The organism is Draconibacterium sp. (genome assembly GCF_041583095.1).
Lineage (GTDB): Bacteria > Bacteroidota > Bacteroidia > Bacteroidales > Prolixibacteraceae > Draconibacterium.
Genome location: NZ_JBFHGM010000014.1, coordinates 16,585 through 38,396, shown reverse-complemented (window position 1 = coordinate 38,396; position 21,812 = coordinate 16,585). Strand labels below are relative to the sequence as shown.

At 41.1% G+C, this 21,812-nt stretch carries 21 protein-coding genes; 3 read left to right on the top strand and 18 right to left on the bottom strand.

Annotated features, from left to right (window positions below; genetic code table 11):
• From ABZB17_RS02545 to ABZB17_RS02530, 4 genes are all read right to left on the bottom strand, one after another.
• Positions 1-574 (bottom strand): transposase (locus tag ABZB17_RS02545; protein WP_372647948.1); only part of this gene is annotated, 574 nt, incomplete at its 3' end.
• Positions 575-672: 98 nt separating this feature from the next.
• Entirely contained in the window at positions 673-1,080 is a 408-nt protein-coding gene (locus ABZB17_RS02540; RefSeq protein WP_372647947.1) for a hypothetical protein, read from the bottom strand.
• Positions 1,081-1,191: 111 nt separating this feature from the next.
• Entirely contained in the window at positions 1,192-2,349 is a 1,158-nt protein-coding gene (locus ABZB17_RS02535) for an aspartate aminotransferase family protein (protein ID WP_372647946.1), read from the bottom strand.
• Positions 2,350-2,515: 166 nt separating this feature from the next.
• A complete protein-coding gene (locus tag ABZB17_RS02530) occupies positions 2,516-3,400 on the bottom strand; it encodes a restriction endonuclease (protein WP_372647945.1) in 885 nt (294 codons plus the stop codon).
• A gap of 745 nt (positions 3,401-4,145) precedes the next feature.
• Between ABZB17_RS02530 and ABZB17_RS02525 the strand changes: the two genes are divergently transcribed.
• Positions 4,146-5,051 carry a phospholipase A gene (locus tag ABZB17_RS02525; RefSeq protein WP_372647944.1) on the top strand — a complete coding sequence of 302 codons (906 nt, stop codon included), beginning with the start codon at positions 4,146-4,148 and terminating at the stop codon, positions 5,049-5,051.
• A 574-nt stretch (positions 5,052-5,625) separates the two neighbouring features.
• Here ABZB17_RS02525 and ABZB17_RS02520 read toward each other — a convergent pair.
• The 13 genes from ABZB17_RS02520 to mnmH all read right to left on the bottom strand — a co-directional run bounded on the left by ABZB17_RS02520 (position 5,626) and on the right by mnmH (position 17,311).
• The gene (locus ABZB17_RS02520; protein ID WP_372647943.1) at positions 5,626-6,237 is read right to left on the bottom strand and encodes a trimeric intracellular cation channel family protein; all 612 of its coding nucleotides are present in this window, start codon (positions 6,235-6,237) and stop codon (positions 5,626-5,628) included.
• 22 nt (positions 6,238-6,259) lie between these two features.
• Positions 6,260-6,826 (bottom strand): pentapeptide repeat-containing protein, encoded by a 567-nt coding sequence (locus ABZB17_RS02515; protein ID WP_372647942.1) that lies wholly within the window; start codon positions 6,824-6,826, stop codon positions 6,260-6,262.
• A gap of 375 nt (positions 6,827-7,201) precedes the next feature.
• The gene (locus ABZB17_RS02510; RefSeq protein ID WP_372647941.1) at positions 7,202-8,260 is read right to left on the bottom strand and encodes an arabinogalactan endo-beta-1,4-galactanase; all 1,059 of its coding nucleotides are present in this window, start codon (positions 8,258-8,260) and stop codon (positions 7,202-7,204) included.
• 81 nt (positions 8,261-8,341) lie between these two features.
• Positions 8,342-8,788 carry a GreA/GreB family elongation factor gene (locus ABZB17_RS02505; RefSeq protein WP_372647940.1) on the bottom strand — a complete coding sequence of 149 codons (447 nt, stop codon included), beginning with the start codon at positions 8,786-8,788 and terminating at the stop codon, positions 8,342-8,344.
• A gap of 60 nt (positions 8,789-8,848) precedes the next feature.
• Positions 8,849-9,979 (bottom strand): ATP-binding protein, encoded by a 1,131-nt coding sequence (locus ABZB17_RS02500; protein WP_372647939.1) that lies wholly within the window; start codon positions 9,977-9,979, stop codon positions 8,849-8,851.
• A gap of 204 nt (positions 9,980-10,183) precedes the next feature.
• Positions 10,184-10,756: an acetate uptake transporter family protein gene (locus ABZB17_RS02495; protein ID WP_045030536.1), complete on the bottom strand. Its 573-nt coding sequence runs from the start codon at positions 10,754-10,756 to the stop codon at positions 10,184-10,186.
• Positions 10,757-10,971: 215 nt separating this feature from the next.
• Positions 10,972-12,411: an NAD(P)(+) transhydrogenase (Re/Si-specific) subunit beta gene (locus tag ABZB17_RS02490; RefSeq protein WP_045030538.1), complete on the bottom strand. Its 1,440-nt coding sequence runs from the start codon at positions 12,409-12,411 to the stop codon at positions 10,972-10,974.
• Between the two features lie 6 nt (positions 12,412-12,417).
• Positions 12,418-12,732 carry an NAD(P) transhydrogenase subunit alpha gene (locus ABZB17_RS02485; RefSeq protein ID WP_303917636.1) on the bottom strand — a complete coding sequence of 105 codons (315 nt, stop codon included), beginning with the start codon at positions 12,730-12,732 and terminating at the stop codon, positions 12,418-12,420.
• A 10-nt stretch (positions 12,733-12,742) separates the two neighbouring features.
• Complete coding sequence (locus ABZB17_RS02480; protein WP_372647938.1) at positions 12,743-13,873, bottom strand: NAD(P) transhydrogenase subunit alpha; 1,131 nt, start codon at positions 13,871-13,873, stop codon at positions 12,743-12,745.
• A 234-nt stretch (positions 13,874-14,107) separates the two neighbouring features.
• Complete coding sequence (locus ABZB17_RS02475; protein ID WP_372647937.1) at positions 14,108-14,752, bottom strand: DUF4395 domain-containing protein; 645 nt, start codon at positions 14,750-14,752, stop codon at positions 14,108-14,110.
• A gap of 179 nt (positions 14,753-14,931) precedes the next feature.
• The gene (locus tag ABZB17_RS02470; protein WP_045030544.1) at positions 14,932-15,177 is read right to left on the bottom strand and encodes a VF530 family DNA-binding protein; all 246 of its coding nucleotides are present in this window, start codon (positions 15,175-15,177) and stop codon (positions 14,932-14,934) included.
• Positions 15,178-15,249: 72 nt separating this feature from the next.
• Positions 15,250-16,296 (bottom strand): selenide, water dikinase SelD, encoded by a 1,047-nt coding sequence (selD, locus tag ABZB17_RS02465; RefSeq protein ID WP_372647936.1) that lies wholly within the window; start codon positions 16,294-16,296, stop codon positions 15,250-15,252.
• Positions 16,253-17,311, bottom strand: coding sequence for a tRNA 2-selenouridine(34) synthase MnmH (gene mnmH / locus ABZB17_RS02460; protein ID WP_372647935.1), 1,059 nt, complete (start codon positions 17,309-17,311; stop codon positions 16,253-16,255). Before mnmH ends, selD begins: the two co-directional genes overlap by 44 nt.
• Before the next feature lie 143 nt (positions 17,312-17,454).
• Here mnmH and ABZB17_RS02455 point away from each other — a divergent pair, with 143 nt between their 5' ends.
• On the top strand, positions 17,455-18,678 hold the full coding sequence (locus tag ABZB17_RS02455; protein WP_372647934.1) for a transaldolase family protein: 1,224 nt from the start codon (positions 17,455-17,457) through the stop codon (positions 18,676-18,678).
• A gap of 159 nt (positions 18,679-18,837) precedes the next feature.
• Here the strand turns inward: ABZB17_RS02455 and ABZB17_RS02450 are convergent, their stop codons facing one another.
• Positions 18,838-19,884: a M20 family metallo-hydrolase gene (locus tag ABZB17_RS02450; RefSeq protein WP_372647933.1), complete on the bottom strand. Its 1,047-nt coding sequence runs from the start codon at positions 19,882-19,884 to the stop codon at positions 18,838-18,840.
• Between the two features lie 472 nt (positions 19,885-20,356).
• Here ABZB17_RS02450 and ABZB17_RS02445 point away from each other — a divergent pair, with 472 nt between their 5' ends.
• The gene (locus tag ABZB17_RS02445) at positions 20,357-21,595 is read left to right on the top strand and encodes a M48 family metallopeptidase (RefSeq protein ID WP_372647932.1); all 1,239 of its coding nucleotides are present in this window, start codon (positions 20,357-20,359) and stop codon (positions 21,593-21,595) included.
• Positions 21,596-21,812: the final 217 nt, after the last annotated feature.

The following is a 21,812-nucleotide window of genomic DNA, read 5'->3' as shown; positions in this document are numbered from 1 at the left end:
TGATAATATAATTTGAAATATTTCGATAGGCCCTTTCCGATCGAATGATGCTTTCGTAATAATTGCGCTGCCAGATTGAGCCGGCTCCGCTTGGGGCGTATTCGATTGGGGCGTTTTCGATTGGGGCGTATTGCAATACGCCCGTAGCTGCGTCCGTTCTTTCGCTCCCTTTCTCTTCCTTGGCCTCCCTGATTAATTGATTAATCCGCTTCGTTGTTGCGCCTTTATAGCCTCTTATTATTGCGCCGATGGTTTGCGATGGTGATTGAAATTTCCCGATATGATCGTTTCCCTGATCTGTAATTTTATAATCGATGCTGATTATGGCGTGAAAATGGTTGGGCATTAAAATAAATTCGCAGAGGGAAATATTTTTCCGAATCTGGGGTGTTTTTATCCATTCGTTGTTAGCAATGGAGCCAAAGGCATTGTAAACCATTTCGCCATTTATTATCTGGCCAAAAATAGGTTGGCGGTTTATTGTGCAGAGGGTAATGAAGTATAATCCTGCATCCGAATAATCGTAGTTTTTTAGCCTGATGCTTCTTCTGTTATGGATATTCGGGTTATACATGTTTGATTTCGTTTTATTAAAAACTACGCGATGCCCCGAAGCTTCGGGGGCGCGGTAGCAGTGCGATTTTCCATTATTTGATTTCTATTTATTTTCGCTTAGCTACTTAAAAATTGAAAGATTAGGATTAATAATAGTGGAATCCCAATAAATATTCCCATTCCAATTTTCATAAATTTCCACGCATCTTTATATTTTTTTGTATAACCATCAGCTTTAAAAGTTCCGGCCATAGCCCAGGGAATTATACCCCAAAAAAAGATTAAGAACAGCATTTTTTGTCCGGCGCTAAGAGGTTCATCTTCACGCTTATGGTTTTTCTTTTCTTTTTCCTCAATTTCCAGGTTGGTCTGCTCAATTTGTGCTCCGGTTAAATTTCTTTTTTCAATCTCATTTTGAGCGGCAACAACAGCTTCAGGTTGATAGTCATCTTTAAGTTTTGTTACAATTTCTAATAAATCGCTATCTGATTTTTGCGCCATTACGTTTCTAAAATCAATTGTCATTTCTGCTTTTTTTTAATGTGTTAACGTTGATTATAAGTCAAATAGGCAATTGCGTGTTTCATCCCTATTAAACCGAGATGAAGTTGGAGCGGGCTACAACCCTTGAATATACTACTGTATCGCCTGTTTGCTGTATACATTGTGTGTGCCGGTTTTTATTTTGTCAATCGTTTTTATCAAATTGTCAATATCCTTTTTCTCTATTATCAACGGAGGCATGAACCTTAGCGTTCTTTCTTTAATTCCAACTAAAAATCCGTTTTCAATTAGTTGATTGTAAATTAAATCTGCAATTCCACTCGTTTTTAACTCAATTGCAATCATTAATCCTCTTGCTCTTATTTCAAGTATATCTGAATGTTTTGATTGTAATTCAATCAAACTTTGCTTAAAATACTCGCCCTTCTCAAATCCTTTGTTTATTAAATCCAGATTTTCAATTGTTTTTATAACCTCTAAACCAACAGCACAACCTAAGGCATCATTTTGATGAGATTGCGCATACCGGAATGGCATTTTTTGAAATAATTCAGAAATCTCCTGTGAAATTGCCACACCACTTATCGGATAACCATTCCCCAAAGCTTTTCCAACAGACACAATATCGGGTTGGTAATCGTAATGCTGAAATCCAAACCATTTTCCTGTCCGTCCAAATCCGGTTGTAACCTCATTCGCCATTAATAATCCACCATGCTTTTTAATCTCGGCAGCCACTGCGTTAATAAAGTTAGAATTTGGGTATTTTATTAAACTTGAAGAATTTCCAGGCTCAAATACAAAAGCTGAAATTTCTTGAAAATCAAGTTTGGTAATCGCGTCTAAATTGTTGAAAGGAATATTAATCAAATCGGTGTTACGCTCTGAAATCTGTCCATGACCAAATGCCGATAAATAGGAACAATCCATTTTTAGAACTTTCTTCCTGTCAGTCAGGTTTTTAGCAATAGTAATCCCAAGATTAACAGCCTCAGAGCCCGAATTGATGAAAGCACACTGACCTCCAGTTAGTCCTAATTTTTCAAGTAGCTTTAAAGACAATTGTTCCGATTCATTATTTCGAAATCTTAATCCGTCATGTATCAGTTTGTCAATCTGTTGCATTATCCGTTCATTAATTTTAGGGTTTGAATGTCCAAGATTTGAAGACCAATCACCTGATTCAAAATCAATATATTCTTTATTGTCCGCATCATAAACAGAACAATTCTCTGACCTGACTATCAATCTGTCAGCTTGTTTATAGAATGGAATTATCGGGTTTTTCATTTCTAAGTTTCAATTTTACAGGTTGTGCTTTTAACTTTGTGCATAACGCATGGTACATATTGTCGGGGTGGATTTCGGAGCTCGTTTCTGTCCGCCAGCTGGCTGACACGAATTCAGCAAACGACACCGTATGATCCCCACTTGTCCTATTACAAATTAGGCTTAGTTATTTGTTTGCCATTTTTATCCATTCAAGTATTTTGTCGTAATCTTTCAATTCAATTTGCCATTTATATTTGTTTGCTAAATCCCAAGCACCCTTTGTAAAAACAGAAGTTGTCGCTAAACATGATTTTGTTGCACGATATTCATTGTGAGCCCAGATTAAACTTCTTACTGGTTCTACTCCAATCTTATTCTTCCACTGTTTAGCTTGAATAAGGTATCTGTTTAAGCCAAAAGGGCTTTGATTTTTAATAGCAATAATGTCTATTCCCCCATCTTTTGTCCCCTTTAAAAGCTCAATTTCATATTCAAATTTTTCGAGAATGTCTGCTAGAAGTTTTTCGAAGGTTCTCCAATTAATGCTAGTAAGTAATTGTGGATTTGTTATTATTGAATTGTATAAGTTAACATCAATTATGTCAAGAGTATGCGTTTTATTGTTTTTGTTTTGAATCAATAATTTTTTAATCCTTGTACTTAGTTCTTCTCTATTTTCACTATCAAATTTTCCCATGTCATACCATGAGAATATATCGTTATTAAAGATGTATTTTTCATCATTTTCTTCATTTATAGCATTTTCCTTAAAGTATTCAATTTCTGCAATATCAGTTCCATCTAGAAAGTAAGGTTTTGCTAATGAATCATAAATTAAATCAATTAGTTTTTCAGTGTTATTTGAATTGTTTTTGAGAAAGGTATTTTTGTCTTTGTAAAAATTTGATACAATTATATTTGCTCTCTCAAATCTATTTAACTCAATGAAATTCAAGTCTTCATTGTTAAGAGTATAGTATTCTGATACTTTAGAAATTATTTTTTCGACTATAAAATCTAAAGAAGTATCAATTGCTTCTAAATAACCTATCTCCGAGTTTGCTGTCATTTCTTCATAATTAAGCCTAACGTATGAGTATATGTACTACACTTATTTCGCTTATAGCTTCGGTTTTTATTTTTGTGTATAAAACATTTGTTTTCAGCAAACTATCCGTTTATAAGTATTAGTAAACATTTATAAGCATTTACAAACGGATAAAACACTATTTTCCTGGGGCCTGTCCAACGCAACGAATCTTCTCTCTGTGACCGGGTAAGAAAGCCTTAAAGTAGCAAAGGTTTACATAAAATATAAGATAACGAGGAAAAAGATTTCAAGGGAAAAGGAACGAAAGAAGTTACAAGCTGCAAGTTACAAGCTTCTAGCCGCAAGTTTCGAGTGCAATTAAACAATTTATCAGTTTAGCAATTTTCGACAATGAGGCCTCTGTATTAAAGCATTTTGGCATTAAAGCATTAACGCATTCTCAAGGCAAAAGGGGAGTTAAAGGATTAAGGATTATTGATTAAGGATTAATGGAGTTACAAGCTACAAGCTGTAAGCCACGAGCCGCGAGTTTCGAGTACAATTAAACAATTTATCAGGTTAGCAATTTCATTAATACAGCCTCTGGATTTAGAATTTAAGCATTTACGCATTAAAGCATTAGAGCATTCACTCAATAACTCATTCACTTTTCACCCCCTCAGTCCCTCATTTCCTTCATCTGTTAAAAGATGTTAGCCAAACAGCAATCGCATGAGGTAAAGCATGCTGTTATTGCCTATCTTCGTAAAGTAAACACCAAATAATGAGAATAAAAATCACGATGCTGCTTATGGGCCTGGTGCTTGTGGGCCACACCTCATCTGCGCAGGAACTTTTTGGGCAGGCGGAAAACACCCTGGCCGATCACTGGGACCTTGGAGACAATGAAAACGACGATAAAGATTTGTTTGTAATACGCACCTATAAACCGGTTTATGTATTGGTGGCCAAAGTATCGAACAATGTAAATCGTTTGCCTCACAGCGCAAATCCCGCCCGGAATATCGATGAGCCCATTCTGCTGAATAAAACGGAACAGATGTTTCAGTTAAGCCTGAAAACAAAGGTGTTTAATGATGTATTTGGCGATAAAGTTGGTGGCGATATTTGGGTGGCATACACGCAGGCATCGTTCTGGCAGGTGTTTAACACCGATTTGTCGCGCCCTTTCCGGGAAACAAATTACGAACCTGAAGCTATGTTTATTCTTCCGGTGAAGTACCGGCTTTTTGGAATGGATGGTGTTTTTCTGGGATTGGGCTTAAATCATCAGAGCAACGGGCGTGCAAATCCGCTGTCGCGCAGCTGGAACCGCATTGTGGCGCAGGTGGCGCTTGAGGGGGAAAATACGTCGGTGGTGTTTAAACCCTGGTGGCGTTTACCCGAATCGGATGAAGATGATGATAATCCCGGAATTGAAAATTACCTGGGGCGCAGCGAGCTGCTGTTTACCTGGGGAAAAGAAATTCATGCCGTTAATTGCACCGCCCGTCACAGTTTACGTTTTGGCGAAAATAACCGAGGTAGCATCCGGCTGGCTTATTCCATAAAAATTATTGATAATCTGAAATTCCATGCGCAGGTGTTTTCGGGTTATGGCGAAAGCATGATCGATTATAACCACCGGCAAACAGTCGTTGGTTTTGGATTGTCGCTTGTGGAGTGGTAGGGAGGCATGTAAAAGGAAAAAGTTTAAAGGCAAAAGGAAAAAGTAGCTACTAACTTCTAGCCACTAGCTACGAGCCGCGAGTTACGAGATACGAGTTGCGAGTAGAATTTAACAATTTATCAGTTTGGCAATTTCCGGCAACACAGCCTGAGGATTAAAGCATTTTCGCATTAAAGCATTCAGGCATTCTTAAAGCTAAAGTTAAAAGGAGGGAAGAATTTACGAGCTGCAAGTTCCAAGTTTCTAGCCGCGAGTTACGAGATACGAGTTTCGAGTACAATTTAACAATTTATCAGTTTGGCAATTCCAGGAATACATCCTCTGAATTAAAGCATTTACGTATTAAAGCAATAGAGCATTCAGGCAATCAGAGCGTTTAACCACAAAATTCCTCCTCATTCACTCAATAACTCATTTACTTCTCATTCCCTCAACCCTTCAGTCCCTCAGTCCCTCAGTCCCTCAGTCCCTCAGTCCCTCAACCCTTCAGTCCCTCAGTCCCTCAACCCTTCAGTCCCTCAGTCCCTCAACCCTTCAGTCCCTCAGTCCCTCAACCCTTCAGTCCCTCAGTCCTTTAATCCTTATGCGTCAGCCGGGGCAGGGCAATGTTAAAACGAATGGCCAGGATACGAATGGCGATAATGGAAGATACGGTTGTTGTTTCGCAGATTACTTCTGAAACGACCAGTCGGCTTAGTAAAAGGTACACCAGTGCTCCGGCAATACAGGCGGTGGCATAAATCTCGCGGTGAAAGATCAGTGGTACTTCGTTACACAGGATATCACGAATAACGCCTCCCACAACCGCCGACGACAGGCCCATCAACACGGCCATCGACGGATCAATATTAAAAAGCAAAGCCTTTTTTAATCCCAGCAGGGTAAATGTGGCAATTCCAATAGTGTCGAAAAGAAAAAGGGTGCGCTTTAGTTTCATAACATGCCTGCGGAAAATGATAGTTACCACAACGGCGGCAATAATCATCCAGAAATAGTTGTTGTTTTGCATCCAGGCCACAGGGGTGTCGCCCAGCATAATGTCGCGCATGGTACCACCGCCAATGGCCGTAACAAAACCAATTACGGTAGCCCCAAAAAAGTCGAGGCGCTTGTCGGCAGCAGTTAGTGTGCCGCTTATGGCAAAAACAAATGTCCCGATGTAGTCAAACCAAAGTAAAAGTTCCATACTGCAAAACAACAAAAAATATTTAATCCACCTTAATGTTATACTTACCGAGCAATCCGGGAAGCATGTCGAGTGAAAAATGAGCTCCGGCCATTTGGTTTTGCTCCGGATTTAGATCCAGGTTGATGGAGTTGCGCAGATCGGCCTTTTGCAGATTGGTACGGCTAAAAACTGCTCCGGCCAGGTCGCATTCCGAGAAGATGGCTTTGGAGAGATCGGATTCGCTAAAATCAACCTCGTGCATAGTGCAGCGGTTAAAACGGGTGCCTTTTATTTTTAAATGGTAAAACGATGCATAATTTAGCATACATCCGTTAAAACTAAATTCGAGTAAAAATGGGTTGCACTCGTCGAATTGTAATCCGATGAGTTTGCAGTTTTTAAAGCTCACATTTTTAAAGGCGGTATTGGTAATTTTGGTGTTGCTGAAATCGCAGTTCTCAAAACTGCAGTCTTCAAAGCTGTAACTGCTAAGGTCGGCAGATGAAAAAATACAATTTATAAAATTACAGCTTTCGTAATCGGCCTGTTCCAATCCTTTTTCTGAAAAATCCTGGTTTTTAAAAACTTTGTCGGTAACGTATGTCATTTGTATTTTTTTAGGCAAAAGTAGAAATAGAAAGGCAAAAGGCAAAAGTGGATTCTAGCTACGAGCCACGAGCTACTAGTCACAAGCTGCGAGTTGCTGTACAATTTTACAATTTATCAGTTTAGCGATTTCCAGTAATACAGATTTAAGCATTCCGGCATTCAAAAAACCTAACCACAAAGTTGCACAAAGGAGTCACGGAGTTGCACAAAGTTCTTCCTTATATGAGCAGTAACTCAATAACTCAATCACTTTTCAGTCCCTCAGTTCTTCTTAAGGAAAAAGGTAAAAGTAGCTACTAGCAACGAGCCGCGAGCTGCGAGTTCTTATTAAGCATTCCCTCAATAACTCATTAACTCAATCACTTTTCATCCCTCAATGCCTGGTAAATCGGTCGAATACTTCAATTACCGGTTGTACATTTCCTTTGGCATCAAAAAAAGTGCGGTAGCCAAAACCTTTGTTTTCCACGGCCGGTTCCCACCAGAAAACACCAACTCCCAAACCATTTGGCACATTTAATATCACACGGTTCACTTCCTCCAAAAACTGGAGCTGTCCCTCGGGCGACTCGGCAAAAGGTGCCGGTTTATCAATGTATTCGGCCGGTGCAAAATTGTAGGCGGCTTCCACAACAATAATTTCTTTTTGGTAGGAGCGGGCCATAAAGTTTAGTGTTTCGCGTAAATCGAGAATGGAGCCGTGCCACCACGGGTAATACGATTGTCCCATTACATCAAAATCCACTCCGTACGAAAGAAGCTTATCGAACCAGTATTTGGTGAATTCCTTATCGCCGCCTTTATCGATGTGGATCATGATTTGCGGGCAGGGATTGTTGCCGCAACTGGCAAACACACCATTAATTCCTGCTTGAATCAATTCTGCCAGGTTATCCCAGTTTTCGGGCAGTTTACCGTCGGGCCATAGCATGCCATTGCTTATTTCGTTTCCCACCTGCACCATATCTGGGAAAACACCGGCTTTGCGAAAGGCGATCATGGTTTGGCGGGTGTATTCGTAAACTGAGTCAACCAAAGTTTCGTGCGAAAGTCCTTCCCATGCTTTGGGGATAAATTGTTTTCCGGGATCGGCCCAGGTATCGGAATAATGGTAATCGAGCAGAAATTTGAAGCCATACTCTTTCGCCATTTGCGCAGTAGCAATGGTGTATTCCAGGTTATTAGGAAGTCGGGTGGGTGTGTGAAACAGCCTCAGGCGTATCCAGTTGTACCCGTGGTTTTTGAATATCTCGATACCTTTTTTTACTTCACCGTTTTCCTTAAACTTAAAACCATTGTCTTCGGCTTGTTTTAAAAACGAAAGGTCGGCACCAACAGCATATTCCTGTGCATTTATCGATAATGAACTTAAAATAAGCAGCAGAAACAGAAATGTAATCGTTTTAAAATGGTTAGATGTATTAGTTTGCATGGCAAGGTGTTTTTATGATTTTGTATGCCTAAAGTTAGATGAAATTTTGAAAGGTTGACGAAGTTGAGCTTCTGATTTGCTTTAATCGATAGCCATAATCTCAATGGTTCTCCCCATAAAACTCACCTTATCGCCAACGCTTTTGTTTTGCAGCGCTTTACCAATTGGCGAGGCCAGTGATATGCAAAAACAGCTTTTGCCGTCCACTTCAATTTTACCAAGGGCTGTAGCTATAAAATACAGGTTTTTGCCATCGGAAACCAGGCTGCTAAATTCCACTTTGTCGAACTTTTTTTTCAGGTCGATATTTTCCAGTTCAGCTTTAAGCCTTTCGGTTTTGTGCAGTTGAACACGGTTTTTCTCAACTTCCTGCTGCATTAAAGTGCGACCGGTTTCGTACTTGTCGCCCACACTGCTTTTTGTTTCGCTGTCGCGCGATTCTTTAGCCAAGGCAATAGCCATTTGTGCCGATTCGATCCGTTCATCGATCAGCGCCATGATTTTTAAAAAGAGCTTTTCTTTGGTCATTTCGTAATAAAACAACCAAAGATATAAAGCTCAAGTGTTATAAAAAGTCTTTGTGAGTAACTATTTAGGAAGTTGAATATAAAATGTTGTTCCAATTTCTTCGCAGCTGGTAAAGCCAACTTTGCCATTCAGGTATTTTTCGCCCAAAAGTTTCATGCTGTAAGTGCCCAATCCGCGGCCTTGTCCTTTGGTAGAGAAAAAACGTTTGAATAGTTGATCTTTTACTTTCTTGGGGACAACACTGTTATTGTGTACAGATAGTTCGATGCTGTTTTCATTTTCCTTGCAACACAGCGTTATCGTATCGTGCGGTACATTCATTTCAATGGCATTCTTAATCATATTTCCAAGAATACGTCGCAGTAATACAAGATCGGTAGTAATTGTGCACTCGGTTGAATCCATGCTGAGTTGAATAGGTTTACCGTTATTCAATTCATGTTTTGCATAGGTTTTCTGCAAATCAGTAAGAAGGGTGTTACTGCTCACTTCTCTGAGCTGCAATTGAAGTTCACCTCTTTCTGCTGCGCTCAATTCGCGTTGCGCCTGTATTTCCTCAATAAGGTTTTGCGAAGCGTCTTCAATTGTTTGGGCAATGTCTTTTAATTGTTCAGGATCATCAATTTCTTTAAGAATAGAAGATAGGCCGGAAATGGCTCCTGCGCTGTTTAACAAATCGTGGATAAATACCCGTTCCAGCGATTTTCTTCTTTTATCGGCGCTTATATCGTTAACCGAGAATATTGTTAATTTTTCTCCGTCAAGATCTAAAGGATTTGCTGTTACCTCCAGATCCAAAGCATCGTTATTAATGGTGAGTATCTGACATTCTTTTGTTGAACGTTTCCCTTTTTGCGACTCCAAAATTGCATTTACTGCTCCGCATGATGTGCAGGCATCGGTAGTTCCACATCCTGTTAACGAATTGAATGCATTGGCACAATTGAAAGTTTCTCCCGGGCGTTTCCCAATAAGTGGATCATGATTAAGTTGTTTACAAAAATCCTTGTAACTATTGTTGGCATAAACTACCTGGCGGTGTTTGTTTAAAATAATCACCATTTGCGAGATCGACTCCACAAAATACACCAGTTGTTTATTTTCAAGGATTGTTTTGAATTGGCTCTCAAGCTGCCCGTTTGTATAACGCATTGCCGGAGCATAGCTTGTTAAGGTTTGTTCTTCAAGCATGTGTACGTCCTTTTGATAAATGGTTTGCACAACAAATGTATCAAAAGTGTTGAATAAATAAAAGCTTAAGGGTGCTAATTCGCTAATTAATAGAGATTTTAAACAATTTTTTCATGCTGATTAGTAGTAAAGAGGTAGTTGTGAAGCACAAAAAAGGGTCAAAACCGTTCAGTCTGACCCTTTAAATATCTTGTCACTTAGATTTTAGTTTGCTTTTTTAGCCCATGCAGCACCAAATGGAAGTACTGTTTTTCCTGCCAGGTCGTTGATGATAATGGCAGCCATCATATACCAGGCCGACAAAGCACATAAAATAAGCTCGTAGCCGGCAACTACATTCATTTTTGGGTATCCAAAATGACCGATAATCAATAGAATAAAACCCAGTTCGAGTAAAATAAAAGTAATGGTCATTGCTTTGTGTACATAAAACGATGCTGCAAGCATAATACAAGTGTACAGCGCCCAGGCTACCAAAAACCAGCCCACATCGGTATGCGAGGCGTTGTAAACGTTAAAATGGTTCAGTAACCATATAATTCCCAGGCCAATCCAAAACGAACCGTAAGCTACAAAGGCACTGAATCCGAAATTATTACCAACTTTTTGCTCCATAAATCCGGCGATCATTTGCGCCAGACCGCCAAAAACCAAACCCATAGCCAATACGGGACCGATGCCTAATAAACCGATGTTGTGAATTTGCAGTAAAAGGGTAGTTAATCCGAAACCGGCCAAACCAACAACTGCCGGATTTCCAATTTTTTGAGTACTCATTCTTAAATATTTAAATAATTGAAATTTTTAAGCCTGCGAAAATAGGATTTCGGACATAAGTATCAGCCGTTATTTACTTTCAGATAAAGGGTTTAATGTTTTATTGATTTAAGACCACCGTGCAAGGAGAAAGTGTCAGAGCGCAAAGTAAAAAATGCCACTTCGATTTCGAAGTGGCATTTTCTATTTTGTTCAAAGCTTAAAGCATTTTGCGTTTACATGCTCTTAATCTCGCTTACCAGGCTGGTAATCGATTTCTTGGCATCGCCAAACAACATACGTGTTTTGTCGTTAAAGAACAGGAAGTTCTCGATACCGGCATAACCTTTACCCATACCACGTTTCATGATAATGATATTTTTAGCCAGGTGTGCATCGATGATCGGCATTCCGTAAATCGGGCTGCTCGGATCGTCGTAAGCCGCAGGGTTCACCACATCGTTGGCACCAATCACAATTGCCACATCAACGTTAGGCATATCCGGGTTAATGTTGTCCATTTCCACCAACTGCTCGTACGGCACATCAGCTTCTGCCAACAGAACATTCATGTGCCCCGGCATACGACCTGCCACCGGGTGAATAGCATATTTTACATCCACGCCTTTACTTTCCAGCAGTGAATCCAGTTCGTGGGCAATGTGTTGAGCTTGTGCCACAGCCAGTCCGTAACCAGGAATAACAACCACTTTTTGCGAGTAGCTTAAAAGAACTGCAGCATCGCTCAAAGTAATTTCCTTTATGTTTCCCTGTTCCCGATCCAGGGCAGCGCCACCGCCACCAAAGGCACCAATAATTACATTGATAAGCGAGCGGTTCATTGCCTTACACATCAACAAGGTAAGAATCATTCCGGCAGCACCTACGAGGATACCACCCAAAATCATTGCCTGGTTGTTGTAGATAAAACCGGCCATAGCGGCGGCAATACCTGTAAACGAGTTTAACAGCGAAATTACCACAGGCATATCAGCACCACCGATTGGCATTACGAACATCACACCATAAATCAGCGATAGAGCGGTAAGCCCGTAAATGGCCCACATCATTTCTGAAGGTGGATTTGGTGAGATTACAATAAAAACAGCCAAGGCAAGGGTTGATACCATTAAAACCAGGTTTATGTAGGTCATAAATGGTTTCATGATGTCGCCCACGCGGCCATCGAGTTTCCCGAATGCGATTAAACTACCACTAAAAGCAACTGCACCTATAATTAATCCAAGTACGGTTACCAAAATTGATTGTATATCGCCGGCCATTGCCGCCGGATATTCCAGCAATGCCACTAACATTGAAGCACCACCTCCGGTTGCGTTGTACAACGATACCAATTGTGGCATGGCAGTCATTTTTACCTTTCGGGCAACCATCCAGCCAATGGCAGCACCAACGCCAATGGCGCATAAAATGATCCAAATGTTGGTTATCGAAATTCCTTCGCCAGCACTGTTTTTGTGCAAAAGTAAGGTTGTTATCATGGCCAGTCCCATACCTCCTGCAGCCCAAAGGTTACCTCGGCGGGCCGTTTCGGGGTGCGAAAGCAGTTTCAGACCAAATACAAATAAAAGTGCGGCAATCAGGTAGCTCAGTTCGAGCAAAGTATCGCCAACCGTAAATTCTATTCCGTTTAGTGTTCCTAATACTTTATCCATAACTGCCTACTTTTTTTTCTTTTTAAACATTTCAAGCATCCTGTCGGTAACGGCAAAACCACCCACCACATTTAAGGTTCCAAATATCAGGGCTAAAATACCCAGTATCAGGTCGAGTGAGAATTTTGAAAGGTCGGCATGCCCAACCAGGATGATACCACCAATAATAATTACACCGCTAATTGCATTTGCCCCCGACATAAGCGGAGTGTGCAATACGGCCGGCACATTTGAAATCACTTCAATACCCACAAATATGGATAGAGCAATGATGAAAATGGCTTCTTTGTATTCAAAGAAAAACGTTAAGAATTGTTCCATACCTGTAGATTTATGCGTTTTCGATTATTGATTTTACTCGTTCGTTGTAAAGTTCTTTTGCATGGGTAATGCAGGTTCCTTTTACTATATCGTCTTCAAAATTCAGGTTCAGTTCACCTTCTTCTCCAATCATTAACTTCATGAAGTTCAAAACGTTCTTTCCGAACATGCGACTGGCATCAACCGGTTTTTGCGCTGGATAATTTGATTGCCCGATTATAGAAACACCTTTGTATTCAACAACTTCGTCGTTTTTGGTAAGTTCGCAGTTCCCACCTGTTGAAGCGGCCAGGTCGATAATTACCGATCCCGGTTTCATAGCGTCAACAGCTTCTTTCGGAATCAAAAGCGGTGCTTTGCGCCCCGGAATCTGTGCGGTACAGATCACCACATTCGATTTGGCGGCCACCTCATTGATTCTGTCCTGTTGTTTCTTTTTATATTCTTCGGTTTGTTCCACTGCATATCCACCGGCAGCTTTGTCTTCGGTTGCTCCTTCAACTTCAACAAATTTACCACCAAGGCTCATTACCTCTTCTTTTACCGCCGAGCGCACATCGAAAACCTGCACCTGTGCACCCAGTTTACGCGAAGTTGCAATGGCCTGCAAGCCTGCAACACCGGCGCCCAGAATAAGCACATTGGCCGGACGAATGGTACCGGCGGCTGTCATAAACATCGGGAAGAAGGTTGGCAGTTTTGCCGCAGCCTCCAGCACAGCCATATAGCCCGAAACCGTTGCCATCGACGACAAAATGTCCATGGCCTGCGCACGTGTGGTACGCGGAATCAAATCGAGACTAAATGTTGTGATACCCTTATCAAGAAAAGTTTTTACCAGCGTTGTGTCCCAAAGCGGGTTGAACGCGCTAATCCAAACCTGAGAATTTTTAATTCTCCCGGTGTCACCTTCTGCGGGTGGCTGAATTTGAAGCAGAACTTCGGCATTGGCAAACACTTCGTCGCGCGAAACTGTTTTTGCTCCAACGGCTTCGTAGTCGGCATCGGATGCAAATGCTTTTTCGCCGGCTCCCTGTTCAACCAATACCTCAACTTTCAGATCGGTAAAAGCTTTCACAGTTTCCGGAAGTAAAGCGACACGTGTTTCTTTACCGTGTTCCTTTAATAATCCAAGAATCATAAATTTTTATTTAGATAGTTATTTTGTAAATCTATAAAATTTTATTTACCGTGTTCGCACACGGAAATGTTTATTATTATGATTTACAACAGTTTTCCGGGTGACACAGTTCACATAATATTTCGGATAATAAAACCACTTGCCGGATGGAGGGGATACAAAAGGCTGAACCGGCTTTTATTTCCGCGTTTCCGTGAAAACCCAAAAATACAAGAACGGTACAGTTTATTTCGCTTATGAGCTTAACCCAAACAAATCGAAGGGTGGTTTTACAAATTGCTCGTTAAATGCAAAATAGGTGAGTGCGATAAAAGCTGCAAATCCTAATACGATAAGTAAATGCGACCAGTTTGTTTTCTGAATCTCGTGGCGTGACTTGATATCGCAAACTTCGCCCGGACAATATTGCACTTTGTCTTTAAAAAATAAAGGATAAAATTTGCAACCGAGGCAAATACCAAATACGGCTTCGAAGAATAAAAATACCAGGCAGATCATGCAGATAATGCCGGTTATCGGGCTGTATGAGTTTACAATTACGGCCAATACCAACATGGTAAAAGCCAGTACAATTCCTATTTTCCATGCGAATTTCTTTTGGCGTGCTCCAACATATTCCGGAGTTTGGTTGCGTACTATCCAACGCCCAAGTATAAGTGTTGGCGAATATTTCGGGTTAATCAGTACACGAATCAGCATATCGGTAAGGAAAACAACAATGGCATATTTTAAGGGTGTAAAATTGCCTTGCGTAGCCTGCTGAATAGAAATAAACATCAGCATAAAAAGCATTCCTGCTGCGGCACGAATTTCTCTTTCATTTAAAACCGGGATGGTGTATCCCTGAACGTTTTCTCCAAATTGAACGATCTTACTCATTTTGTTGAATTGATTGGTTAATAGTTGTTTTTTATTTTATTCGTCGTTGGAATAACGCCAATATAACAAAACGTTTGGCTTAAGGTTTAAACACATGCGCTATTAACATCGTGTTCACCTAAAACTTTAGTATGAGCAAGATAAATGCTTGTTGGGGGCAGATATTTTGTGAAGTTAGCTTAAGCTTTTTTTACCGTTTCAACATAAAGTTGCTCCACCTTTTCGCGCGCCCATGGAGTTTTGCGTAAAAATTTCAGGCTCGATTTTAAGCTGGGATTATTCCGGAATGAATTGATGTGGATAATATCTCCGAGTTCGTCCCATCCGTAGTAACTTACCAGGTACACTAAAATGGCCTCAAGAGTTTTCCCGTGAAGGGGATTGTTTGGTTGTTTTTCCGGTGTTTTATGTGCATTTTTTTCCATAATTGATACTGGATACTGGATTCTGGATACTGCGACTGTTAACTGTGACTGAAAACTGCGACTACCAGAAATTTACACTACTGTAATAAGTAGTTCCTGCTTTTCTGTTAATTGGCCGAATGGTGTAGCTGTGATATTGAATTTAGCCAGGCAAGCTTCCACTTCCGAAAGTGCTTCAGGCTCAACAGCCAGTAACAAACCACCACTGGTTTGCGGATCGCATAAAATGTTTTTATAGCTGGCCTCTTTCATCGAAACATTATGCCCGTAACTATCCCAGTTGCGCAAGGTACCTCCCGGAATACAGTTTTGTTCCAGGTAGGGTTGAATCATTGGCAATGTTGGAATTCTATCATATTCAATTTGTGCCGACAAGTTGCTGCCTTCGCACATTTCGGTGAGGTGCCCCAACAAACCAAAACCGGTAACGTCGGTCATGGCTTTTACGCCTTCTATTTTTGCCAGTTCAAAACCCGGCGTATTTAGCTGGCACATCAATTCAGGTGCAGTCTGTTCGTGTTCGCTAGCCAGAACGCCTTTTTTCTGTGCCGTGGTTAAAATACCAACTCCCAGCGGTTTGGTTAAGAGCAGCTGACAACCTTTAGTGGCAGTATCGTTTTGTTTTATGTTTTTCAGATCAACCTGTCCGGTAACGGCAAGGCCGAAAATCGGCTCCGGGCTGTCTATACTGTGGCCGCCGGCCAAACTTATACCTACTTCTTTACAGACCTGACGACCGCCTTCAACCACTTCGCGGGCAATTTCAGGGGCCAGTTTATTAATCGGCCAGCCCAAAATCGCAATCGCCAGTATTGGTTTTCCGCCCATGGCAAAAACATCGCTGATGGCATTGGTGGCAGCAATACGACCAAAAGTAAAGGGATCGTCAACAATGGGCATAAAAAAATCGGTGGTGCTGATAATGGCTGTACCGTTTCCTAAATCCAAAACGGCCGCATCATCGCGGCTATCGTTACCCACCAAAAGATTGGGTTGAATTCCCATGTCGAGTTTAGTTTCAAGAATGGTACTTAAAACTTTAGGCGATATTTTGCAGCCGCAACCGGCTCCGTGGCTATACTGTGTGAGCTTTATATTTTTCGTATCTGACAGACTCATAAAAGGCTTTTATTTGTTTGGTAATTATTTCCGGCGAAATGGTATCCAATTCTATAGTGTAAATATGCTGGTGTTCCCTGTTTTTTAATCCTCTCAGGTAGTATTTGTCGTAATAAATCAGGCAGATCATCGCCACTTCAAACAGTTCGTTTTTTTCAAGATGTTCCAACGCATATCTGGTATTTAAACCTCCCAGTCGCTTTTCTATTCGCAGAATCGAATCTCTCAGCATCGCTTTGTCGGCTTCTGAATAATCCTTAACCAGAAAACGCGCTCTTTCTGCCCGTGAAATGTCAAGGAAAATCACCGGTTGGCTTCTCATATTCTCAAAAAAGTTCATGGGTATATTTACCAAACCAATACGATGACTTTCGTCTTCAATCCAAATGGTTTTGGTGTAATCCAGGTCTTTCCATACCCAAAACAGGTCATTTTCAAATTGCTCGATGGTGGGTTGCTTGCCGTCTCCAATACGGCCAAAAGCCGATCCTTTGTGGTTGGCCAGTCCTTCCAAATCAATAATTTGTTCACCCTGTTTTTTCAATGTATATAAAATATGTGTTTTCCCGCTGCCGGTGTATCCTCCCAGAATACAAATATTGGCTTCGGTTTTAAACGATTCCAAAGCATGGTTTCGGAAAGTTTTGTAACCACCGGTAATTACATAAACTTTTGAAAAACCGTTCTCTGAAAGGTGTTGGGCAAACGACCTTGAGCGCATTCCTCCACGCCAGCAATGCACGGCAATTATACCATCGGGAGCCAGCTTTCTTGATTCCGAAATAAACCATTCCAACTTTGGTGTAACGTACTTGTAACCCAGCTCAATGGCTTTCTCTTTTGATTGCTGGACATACACAGTGCCCACGGCAGCCCGCTCGTCATTCGAAAACAACGGAATGCTAAATGCACCCGGTATGTGCCCTTTTTCGTACTCGCCCGGCGAACGAACATCGACAAGCGGAACCGACTCGGCCAGTTTAATATATTCTGAAATACTGATCTCGTGTAACATGGTGACAAAGTTATTTATTCGGGCAATATTTCATGAATAGAATGAGCATAATGTTTAAAAGTAGCTAGTAAGTATTGATTTGGCAGGTATAACCCTAAATCTAAATTAACGTAATGATGGTATAATTTCAAAGCTATACCATAATGAATGAAACGTTAAAGGAAAAGATCAAACAATTTGTTTTACAAGATGTAAATGAATCGAAAGTGAGTGCCGGCCCGGATCCATTCTGGCAGGGATTAAAAAACACAGGCACAGAACTTTGGCTCGACTCCGGCGATATGGAGGAGGCCGAAAAAAACTGGTCGGCCGAAATGACGGCTTTAACCACCAACAACTCGCTGGTGAACAACGAAATTCAGAAAGGAATTTACGACGATTTTATTGAGCAGACCGTTGAAATTGTAAAAGACCTTCCAATAGAAGAGCAAATTGTTGAGATCGCATTTATTTTAAATGCCCGACACGGTATTCGGCTGGCCAAAAAGTTTGGAGGCTTTGTAAGTGTTGAACTACACACCAATACGGCTTATGATTTTAATGCCATTATTGATTACGGATTACGCTATTTTTCCATTTGTCCCGATCAGTTTATTGTAAAAGTTCCGTACACGGCAACCGGATTGCTTGGGGCACGAAAACTGCGTGAGCTGGGTGTGAAAATTAATTTTACACTTGAGTTTTCGGCCCGGCAAAATGCAATGGTGGCGGCCATAACCAAACCCAATTACTGCAATGTATTTTTAGGCCGTATTGGTGCCTACATAAAAGATAACGAGCTGGGAAGCGGCAGCGGGGCAGGTGAGCGGACTGTTATTTCTGCACAACATGTTGTTACCGAACTGACCAAACACAATGAAACACCTACCAAATTGATTGCAGCAAGTTTGCGCCATTATTCGCAGCTGGATGCACTGGCCGGAACCGATGTTTTTACCATGCCCATAAAAGTGGCTGCCCAGGGGAAAATAAACATGGATGGTAACTTTCAATCGAAACTGAACGAAGTTTACCCTGTAGATTTAACCGACGATGCTGCCAGCTATTTTCCTGAAAAATTATGGGAGGTGAGCGAAAAAGAACTGGAGCTTGCAAAAAGTCTGGATGCGAATCTTCCAAAAAATGAAAATGAGCTGATCGATCGGGTTCACGAAGCGCAATGCGGCGATATGTTTCCGTACCTCAGCGAAAAAGATTATAAACTGATTGCTGACGATGGAAAAATACCCAATCATCAGCGTTGGGCACAACGTATTGCCAATGGTGAACTGGCTATCGATACTTTGCTGAACCTGGCCGGACTGGCAAGTTTTACTGCCGATCAGGCCGCTCTGGACGACCGGATCAGAAGAATAATTGGCGGCTAATTAGTATTTGCCGGAAAACTCAGCTATTTCTTTGTTTTTGAAAAGAAGGCGTCAATGACAAGGCTTTCGAAGGTTTGGAAATCAGGGAGTTTACTTTCGTAATCGACCGCTTTTAAACCGAGAGTAACGCAGCATTTGGCGTTTTATTACAAAGACTAATTACAGCTTTAGTTCTTCCAGCAATTCAATGTAGCGTTCAATCCCTGCAATTATTTCGCTTTTGTAAATGTATTCGTCGGCGGTGTGCGAACGTGCCGAATCGCCGGGCCCCATTTTTACAGATAAGAAAGGAATAATGGCCTGGTCGGAAGTTGTTGGTGAACCGTAGGTATTTATGCCTTTTTCCTTAACAAGTTTTGCAAATGGGTGATGTGCCGAAATACCCGAGGAATTTAAACGAACCGAACGTGGCTTAACTTCCGAGTCAATCAACTGGCTGATAATTTCAGCGGCTTCTTTGTTGGTGTAATGCTCATTGGTACGTACATCAACCACAAAATGACAGTTGTCGGGAACAACGTTGTGTTGCGTGCCGGCCTCAATTTGAGTAACGGATATTTTTACTTTTCCGAGCACTTCAGATACTTTGTCGAACTCGAAATTGCGTAGTTTTTCAATGTCTTCAATAGCCTTGTATAGTGCATTTTCGCCTTCTTCGCGGGCAGCGTGCCCCGATTTGCCATGTGCGTAACAATCCAGCACCAGCAAACCTTTTTCGGCAATGGCCAGCTCCATTTTGGTGGGCTCACCAATTATAGCAAAGGTAATTGGAGCAATCTCCGGAATGACAATCTCCATTCCTCGTCGTCCTGAAATTTCTTCTTCGGCAGTTGCCGCATAAACCAGGTTGTAGGGCAGGTCTTCGCGTTCGTAAAAATGAATAAACGTTGCCAAAAGCGAAACCAGCGGGCCACCTGCGTCGTTACTTCCCAAACCATACAATACATCTCCTTCTTCAATGGGCGAAAACGGATCTTTGGTATAGCCCTTCGCCGGACGAACCGTATCGATATGCGAGTCGAGTAAAATCGTAGGTTTTTCTTCCGAATAATATTTATTGTAGGCCCAGGTGTTGTTCTCTTTTGTTTTATACGGAATACCTTCTTTTTCCAAAAATGCACGCATAACGGCGGCGGCATTTTCCTCCTCTTTACTAAACGACTGCGTAGCAATCAGTGTTCTTAACAGCTCGATGTATTTCTCCATAGTTTACCTATTGTAACGCTGCAAAAGTGGGAAAAAAAAAACAGAAAGTTGCTCAATATCTGCACAACAGTTATTTAAATAAGTGCTGCCCCATTACAGGTATTTATGAGATTTAGGATTCTTGTGGGTGTTTTTTGTGTAACTTGTTGAAAAATAGCGTCCTGTTAGGTTTTGGGGCTTCCTGTAGGTTTTTCACCCTTCCTGTCGGTTTTTTGGCCTTCCCTGTTGAACAGGATGAGAAAAAAGAGTACAGGACGAGCAAAAAAGGTAACAGGACGGGTAAAAATGTAACAGGGGCTTCAAAAAAACGACAGGAAGCCTTAAAAGTGTAACAGGACGCCTAAAAAGTTAACAGGATTAGCAAAAAGGGTACAGGAGGGGCTGTTTTAGAGAATTATGTAGGGAAGAGCCTGTTTCGGAAACTCTTAAATCTTCTGTTATATTTGTGCCTCAAAATTGAAACAAAGCAGCTATGCACGAAATACTTTTCTGGATTATTATCGGAATTCTTGTTGTTGATTTTATCTTCGAGAAATACCTGTCGTACCTGAATACCACAACCATGAGCGACACTATTCCCGAGGAAGTAAAGGGAATTTACGACGAAGAAAAATACAAAAAACAGCAGGCTTACCAGCGCGAAAATCATCGTTTCGGGATTTTAACCAGCAGCTTTAGTATGGTACTTACTGTAGCTATGTTTTTGTTTTATGGTTTTGCACTGGTTGATGGCTGGGCATGGAGTTTTACCGGAAATGCAATTTTGGCAGCGCTCATATTTTTCGGAATAATCATGTTCGCTTCCGATATTATAAACATCCCTTTCGAAATTTACGACACCTTTAAAATTGAGGAGAAATACGGTTTTAATAAAACCACACCCAGAATATTTGTTTTTGATAAAATTAAAGGCTGGCTGGTAAGTGCACTTATTGGTGGCGGATTGCTCGCACTTGTTATTTTTATTTATCAGTTAACAGGAGAGATGTTCTGGATTTATGCGTGGCTTGTAGTTTCGGCCTTTTCCATATTTATGGCCATGTTTTATTCGAACCTGATTGTGCCGCTGTTTAACAAGCAAACGCCGCTTGAAGAAGGCGAATTACGTGATGCGATTAGCGCTTTTGCACATAAAGTAGGCTTTAAGCTGGATAACATTTTTGTGATCGACGGATCGAAACGATCGACAAAAGCCAACGCGTATTTTACCGGATTAGGAGCCAAAAAACGCATTGTTCTTTACGATACTTTGATAAACGATCTGAATACCGAAGAACTGGTAGCGGTTTTAGCACACGAAATTGGCCATAACAAAAAGAAACACGTAGTGCAGGGACTTTTAATTGGTTTGGTGCAAACAGCCATTGTTTTGTTTGTTTTTGGTTTGCTTATCGACAGCCCGGTTTTAAGTGCTGCACTGGGTGTTGAAGAACCCAATTTTCATATTGGTATGGTGGCTTTTGGTGTGTTGTATACGCCCATCTCGTTTTTTACCGGCATTTTTATGAATATCCTTTCGCGGAAAAACGAATACCAGGCCGACCGTTTTGCTGCCGAAAACTACAAACCGGAAGCACTGGCATCGGCGTTAAAAAAACTGTCGATCAATAACCTGAGTAATTTAACCCCGCATAAAACCTTTGAATTCTTTCATTACTCGCACCCAACGTTGTTGCAGCGTCTGGCCTTTTTAAAGTCGGTTGAGAAATAGAAGAAAGTCGCAGTTTTCAGTTGAATTTCACTGGTGCCGTCATCTCGAACGCAGTGAGAGATCTGTTGCAAATTTGCAGTTCAGTGATTCAGGCTACGAGTCGCAATTCAACAACATTGCTTTACCAAAACGTTTCACAAACAAGAAAAGTCCCGGTCGCAGTTTTTGCCGCAGATTGCAACTAATTGGATTTACTTCATCCAAATAAATTTTCACT

Bases quoted from the DNA above. Each gene is read 5' to 3' on its own strand.
- ABZB17_RS02540 (WP_372647947.1), bottom strand. From the start codon at position 1,080: ATGACAATTGATTTTAGAAACGTAATGGCGCAAAAATCAGATAGCGAT.
- ABZB17_RS02535 (WP_372647946.1), bottom strand. From the start codon at position 2,349: ATGAAAAACCCGATAATTCCATTCTATAAACAAGCTGACAGATTGATA.
- ABZB17_RS02530 (WP_372647945.1), bottom strand. From the start codon at position 3,400: ATGACAGCAAACTCGGAGATAGGTTATTTAGAAGCAATTGATACTTCT.
- ABZB17_RS02525 (WP_372647944.1), top strand. From the start codon at position 4,146: ATGAGAATAAAAATCACGATGCTGCTTATGGGCCTGGTGCTTGTGGGC.
- ABZB17_RS02520 (WP_372647943.1), bottom strand. From the start codon at position 6,237: ATGGAACTTTTACTTTGGTTTGACTACATCGGGACATTTGTTTTTGCC.
- ABZB17_RS02515 (WP_372647942.1), bottom strand. From the start codon at position 6,826: ATGACATACGTTACCGACAAAGTTTTTAAAAACCAGGATTTTTCAGAA.
- ABZB17_RS02510 (WP_372647941.1), bottom strand. From the start codon at position 8,260: ATGCAAACTAATACATCTAACCATTTTAAAACGATTACATTTCTGTTT.
- ABZB17_RS02505 (WP_372647940.1), bottom strand. From the start codon at position 8,788: ATGACCAAAGAAAAGCTCTTTTTAAAAATCATGGCGCTGATCGATGAA.
- ABZB17_RS02500 (WP_372647939.1), bottom strand. From the start codon at position 9,979: ATGCTTGAAGAACAAACCTTAACAAGCTATGCTCCGGCAATGCGTTAT.
- ABZB17_RS02495 (WP_045030536.1), bottom strand. From the start codon at position 10,756: ATGAGTACTCAAAAAATTGGAAATCCGGCAGTTGTTGGTTTGGCCGGT.
- ABZB17_RS02490 (WP_045030538.1), bottom strand. From the start codon at position 12,411: ATGGATAAAGTATTAGGAACACTAAACGGAATAGAATTTACGGTTGGC.
- ABZB17_RS02485 (WP_303917636.1), bottom strand. From the start codon at position 12,732: ATGGAACAATTCTTAACGTTTTTCTTTGAATACAAAGAAGCCATTTTC.
- ABZB17_RS02480 (WP_372647938.1), bottom strand. From the start codon at position 13,873: ATGATTCTTGGATTATTAAAGGAACACGGTAAAGAAACACGTGTCGCT.
- ABZB17_RS02475 (WP_372647937.1), bottom strand. From the start codon at position 14,752: ATGAGTAAGATCGTTCAATTTGGAGAAAACGTTCAGGGATACACCATC.
- ABZB17_RS02470 (WP_045030544.1), bottom strand. From the start codon at position 15,177: ATGGAAAAAAATGCACATAAAACACCGGAAAAACAACCAAACAATCCC.
- selD (WP_372647936.1), bottom strand. From the start codon at position 16,296: ATGAGTCTGTCAGATACGAAAAATATAAAGCTCACACAGTATAGCCAC.
- mnmH (WP_372647935.1), bottom strand. From the start codon at position 17,311: ATGTTACACGAGATCAGTATTTCAGAATATATTAAACTGGCCGAGTCG.
- ABZB17_RS02455 (WP_372647934.1), top strand. From the start codon at position 17,455: ATGAATGAAACGTTAAAGGAAAAGATCAAACAATTTGTTTTACAAGAT.
- ABZB17_RS02450 (WP_372647933.1), bottom strand. From the start codon at position 19,884: ATGGAGAAATACATCGAGCTGTTAAGAACACTGATTGCTACGCAGTCG.
- ABZB17_RS02445 (WP_372647932.1), top strand. From the start codon at position 20,357: ATGCACGAAATACTTTTCTGGATTATTATCGGAATTCTTGTTGTTGAT.